General features: G+C 25.3%; 4 protein-coding genes and 1 other RNA gene. 1 reads left to right on the top strand and 4 read right to left on the bottom strand.

Translation table 11 applies throughout. The annotated features are described in order from the left end of the window. Positions 1–216: 216 nt before the first annotated feature. The 4 genes from HMPREF1871_RS04020 to HMPREF1871_RS04005 all read right to left on the bottom strand — a co-directional run bounded on the left by HMPREF1871_RS04020 (position 217) and on the right by HMPREF1871_RS04005 (position 3,508). Entirely contained in the window at positions 217–843 is a 627-nt protein-coding gene (locus HMPREF1871_RS04020; protein WP_066130328.1) for a nitroreductase family protein, read from the bottom strand. A 133-nt stretch (positions 844–976) separates the two neighbouring features. Further along, positions 977–1,744: a tRNA threonylcarbamoyladenosine dehydratase gene (locus HMPREF1871_RS04015; protein WP_066130326.1), complete on the bottom strand. Its 768-nt coding sequence runs from the start codon at positions 1,742–1,744 to the stop codon at positions 977–979. A 52-nt stretch (positions 1,745–1,796) separates the two neighbouring features. Next, positions 1,797–1,988, bottom strand: a non-coding RNA gene (gene ssrS, locus HMPREF1871_RS04010) — 6S RNA. Positions 1,989–2,167: 179 nt separating this feature from the next. Then, entirely contained in the window at positions 2,168–3,508 is a 1,341-nt protein-coding gene (locus HMPREF1871_RS04005) for an MFS transporter (RefSeq protein ID WP_066130324.1), read from the bottom strand. 625 nt (positions 3,509–4,133) lie between these two features. On the opposite strand from HMPREF1871_RS04005, the gene HMPREF1871_RS04000 reads away from it, so the two are divergent. Further along, the gene (locus tag HMPREF1871_RS04000; protein ID WP_066130323.1) at positions 4,134–5,402 is read left to right on the top strand and encodes a competence/damage-inducible protein A; all 1,269 of its coding nucleotides are present in this window, start codon (positions 4,134–4,136) and stop codon (positions 5,400–5,402) included. Positions 5,403–5,473 lie beyond the last annotated feature (71 nt).

Below are 5,473 nucleotides of genomic sequence, written 5' to 3'. Positions count from 1 at the left end.
TGGTTTTTTAGTTAATCTTCCTATTAATATGACTTGATTAAACATGATATTCATCCCCTTTTTTATTTTGTAATTATACCATATTATATTTTTTAAAAATTATCAAATCGTGAAAAAGTTAATTTAAACACAAAAAACTAATGAAAAGTGTTTTTTCATTAGTTTTTTTAATAATTTTTCTCTATTTTTTTTGCTATTTGCTTTTTTTATATTATTTTATATAAACTTAGTTATTTTTTCAGAAGATAGTCTAAAGGTTTCTCTTCCTTCTACTTCTTTTTTTCCTATTGCTATTATTAGAATAGGTAAATATCTATTTTTATCTAATCCTAATTTTTCTGCAATATTTTTAGAATCAAATCCTCCTATTGCATTAGTAGAATAACCTCTTACTTCTGCTACTAACATTAATTGCATTGCTACCAAACTACAATCAATAGTAATAGTATTATGTAAATCTTCTTCTTTTAAATTATTATACATATTTATAAAATTTGGAAGAATTTTATCTTTTATTTCTTGAGGCATATATCCTTTATCTACAGCAGATTGATATATTTCATCTCCAAATTCTTGACATTTTTTATCTCCAAATATTACTATCATAGCCGATGATGTATTGTTTTGTCTAGGATTATATTTTACTAATGGACTTAGTATTTCCTTACCTTTTTCAGAATTTACCACAACAAATCTCCATGGCTGAAAATTAACTGATGATGGAGCACTTACAGCTTCATCTATCATTTCCAAAATTTCTTCATTAGATATTTTAAAATTTTTATCATAAACTTTAATAGATTTTCTATTAAATAATATATTTTTAAAATATTCTTTTGTCATTACTATTATAATTCTCCTTTTTTATTTTAATACTATCAAAAATTAAATGTAAAAACAATTATTTGAATTAATAATTCATTTTTGAAAAATAGTAATTTTTTATATTTATTTCAAAATTATCAAAAAAATTTACTTACTTGTTTTTTTCTATAGTATTTATAGGGATATTTTTTAAAAGCTTTTTATAAACGTAACTAGCAGCTATTAATCCAGCTACTGATGGACAGAAAGCATTAGATGATGGCGGAATTTGTTGTTTTCTTATATTAGAGTTAGTATTCCCTATTTTTTCTAAATATTCTTTTTTTGCTACTAAAGGACTTTCTGTAGAATAAACTACTTTTATTTTATTTTTTACTTTTTTATTTTTGAAATGTAATCTTATTTTTTTAGCCAATGGACATACTGATGTTTTTGAAATATCTGCTATTTCAAACTTAGTTGGATCCATTTTATTTGCGGCTCCCATAACTGATATGAAATCAATTTTATTTTTTAGGCAATATTCAATGAGATGTATTTTATATTTTACTGTGTCACACGCGTCAATAACAAAATCTAATCTTTTAGCATAAAACTTTTCGCAAGTTTCTTCTGTATAAAAATCCTTTATTGCAATAACCTCACAATTAGGATTTATATCTAAAATTCTTTTTTTCATTTCTTCTACTTTACTATTTCCCACTGTTTTTACTGTAGCATGAATTTGCCTATTAACATTGGTTATATCTATGTTATCTTTATCCATTATAACAAATTTACAAATGCCACTTCTAGCTAAAGATTCTACTGCGAAAGTTCCTACACCACCAATTCCTAAAACTCCTACTCTAGCGTTCTTTAATATATCTAACCCTTCTTTTCCTATTATTAGCTCATTTCTTGAAAATTGATGTAACATATTATCCTCAAATTAATTTAATAAATTATTAAAAAAGCTTAGCATATGCTAAGCAATAACCGAGGTAACGTAGTATCTTAATAAGAATGGTCCTGATATATTCAGGTGGGTATAATAGATCTGGTTTCTGAGATCAGTTTGTCAAAAAGAGAAACTGCTTGTCATACTAACAAGATATTCTTATTCCCATAAAAAAAGTGTTAGGCCCAAATATAACTAAGCCACACGTCTACCTAAGTCTCTCTTATTTTATCATAGAATAAAAATATTAACAAGATTTTCATTTTATTATACATTATTTTTACTTTATAAATTTAAAAGTTATATATATTTTACTTGAATTTTGATTTGATACCTAACTAATAAAAAAACATTTAACCGCCACTTAGATTAAATGTTTTTCTATCTTTATTAAACTATAAATTATGATTTTTTGGCTAATTCTTTAGAACCTCTATGACTTAAAATTGCAAATACTATACAAAGAATTGCAGAAGTTAAAAGTACATAAAGACCTCCAGACCATCCTACTCGGTCTACAACAAAACCTATAAACCAAGTTCCAAATGAAGCTCCAACGATATAACTCATAAAACCTCTAAGTCCAACTGCATTACCTACAGCAAATGATGGAACTACTTCCATTGTTTGAACAGATGCTAAAAACTGTGGTACATAAATCAAACATCCTGAAAGACTGGCAAATACTATAACCCATACAAGTGATGAACTTTCCCAATATCCTATTAAACAGAAGAAAATTATAACCATGGCTCCTATTGCTGGAGGCATACGATAACCTTTAAATACTTTATCTGATAAATATCCCGCTAATATAGTAGATGGAATGGCTGCCCATTCAAATAAAGTAAATGCAATCCCCATTTGCCCTTTAGTAAATCCTTTTGTTTCTAATAAATAAATTGGTAACCATGAAATTAGTCCAAAACGAATTAAATAAACAAAAGTATCAACTAAAGACACGTACCATGCATGTTTATTTTTCAATACATAATTAACAAAAATTTCTCTTGCACTTAGATTTAAAGCTTCTTCTGGAACATGCTTAACTGTCACAGTCCCTTCTTCCCCTGTAATTTCTTCCATTGTTGGTAACCCTTCATTTTCAGGTTTACCTTTTACTAAAACAAGGATAATTATAACAAAAATCAAAGCGATAATCGCAGGGAAAACATAATAAGCCAATTTCCAATGTTCTTTACCAAATATAAAGAAACCTAATGTAACTACACTAGCTACAATACCTCCCCCAACATTATGAGAAATATTCCAAAGAGCAGTCATACGTCCTCTTTCTTTTTTAGGGTACCAGCTTGCAAGCGTAATAAAAGCAGGTCCTACACCCATACCTTGAAACAGACCTAATAAAATTACTAAAATAGACACTAAAAATAAATTATGACTAACTCCTAATGCAAAGTTTACAGTAGCACAAAGAAAAAGGCCAAGAGCCATATATTTTTTTGGATCTGCTTTATCTGATAAACTACTCATAAATCCTTTACTTAACCCATAAGCCAATAACATATAACTCATTATTGCTCCCATTTGTGTCTTTGATATTCCTAAAGACGCCTTAAGATCACTACTAGATAAACTTATATTATTTCTAACAATATAAAATGTCATATAACCTAAGAATACCCCAATAAAAGAAAGTAATCTCAATTTTTTATATGTTGGCATAACTTTATCAGCTGGAACTTTATAAGTTTTAGCTTTAGGCTTTAAAAATGATAACATAAAAATTTTCCTCCTAAAATAAATATAAAAATTTTAATAACTTTAAAATATGTTATATAATTATCTTAGTTTATAATAATAAATTAATATTGTCAATAGTTTTTATATATAATATATAATATTATTTCAATATATATTTTATTATCAAATTTTATTATTTTTAATTTCACGTATTTTAAATAACATAATTTTATAGATAAAATAGGTATAAACAATGTTTGAGATTGATTTTTTTCAATAAATCTATTTCTATTTTTTTTTAAGATTAATTTATATTATTGTTCTTTAATATATAGTAAAAATTGTACTATAATAACTAAGATAATTTTAATGAGAATGATTATAAATATACAACAATTATATTAAATATAGATAAATATTAAGGTTAATAAACATTTTTTTACCATAGATAAAAATATAATAAAATATAATAAAATTTAAAGATTAAAATACTATAATTAAATTAGTTAGGTTGATATTCCAAATTTTATAACTCTTCTATTACCTTTATATAAAAATATAATTCACTTTAGATATTAATATTTTTATAATTGATTTTTTAGTTTCTTTTAAATTTTCAAAAATGGGAGTATAATTAAGAAAAAAAATATTTTGGGAGGATTTTATGAATATAGAACTGATTTCTGTAGGAACTGAAATTTTATTGGGTGATATTTTAAATACCAACGTTTCTTTTTTATCAAGGGAACTTGCTAGTATAGGGATAAACGTTTATAGACATACAACAGTTGGAGATAATAAAAAAAGACTTTTAAAATCTTTAGAAAATGCATTTGAAAATTCTGATACTGTTATTATAACAGGAGGATTGGGTCCTACAGATGATGACATAACAAAAGAATGTGCTGGAGAATTTTTCAAAAGAGATTTTTTCTTTGACAAATATTCTTTTGAAAAAATAAAAAATTATGTAGATAATTGTAAAAATGATAATTCACTACCTAAAAATAATAAAAAGCAAGCTATGATCCCAGAAAATTCTATAATTTTAGAAAATCTTTGGGGAACTGCACCCGGTATAATATTAGAAAAAGAAAATAAGAAAATCATTTTACTTCCTGGACCTCCTAAAGAAATGAAAAATATGTTTGAAAAATATGTAAAACCTTTTTTAAAAAAACAAAGTAATAAAAAATTCATTTCTAAATACATTAGACTTTATGGTATATATGAATCTACTCTTGAAGAAAAAATAAAACATATTTTAATTAAACAAACAAACCCTACTGTTGCTCTTTATGCAAAAAGTACAGAAGTTCTTATAAGAGTAACTGCTAGTGGCACAAATAATGTTACCATTAACAACTTAATTGAAAACAAAATAAAAGAAATTAAAGATATTGTAGGTGATTATATTTATCTTATAGGTGATGAAGGTGTTGCAAACACTCAAAGCGAACTTAGTTCAGTAGTTGCAAAAATGTTAATTAACAATTCTTTAACTATATCAACTGCTGAATCAATAACAGGTGGAATGATTGCTTCCTCACTTATCGATAACGAAGGAATTTCTAAATCATTTATCGAAGGAATAGTTTGTTATTCTAATGAATCTAAAATGAATAACTTAGATGTAAAATTATCTACTTTGGATAAATATACAGCTGTAAGCAAGGAAGTTGCACTAGAGATGCTAATAGGAATAAAAAATAAGACAAAAACAGATATTTCTATTATAACAACAGGATACGCTTCACAAATGAAAAATTCAGAAATTAATGTTGGGCTGGTGTATATTGGCATATACTATAAAGATAACAAAATAATAAAAAAATACGAATTAAAAGGCAATAGAAATAAAATTAGAGAAAAAGTTACTAAAGAAGCACTTAATCTAATAAGAAAATTAATTTTAGATGATTATAAAGAATAGAAAAAAGAGAGCTATTTGCTCTCTTTTTTTATCCTACCCACGCACCATTTTCGTCTACATAGTAGCCATCT

This window comes from Gemelliphila asaccharolytica (assembly GCF_001553005.1).
GTDB classification, from domain to species: domain Bacteria; phylum Bacillota; class Bacilli; order Staphylococcales; family Gemellaceae; genus Gemelliphila; species Gemelliphila asaccharolytica.
This window is presented reverse-complemented; position numbering and strand designations above follow the sequence as displayed.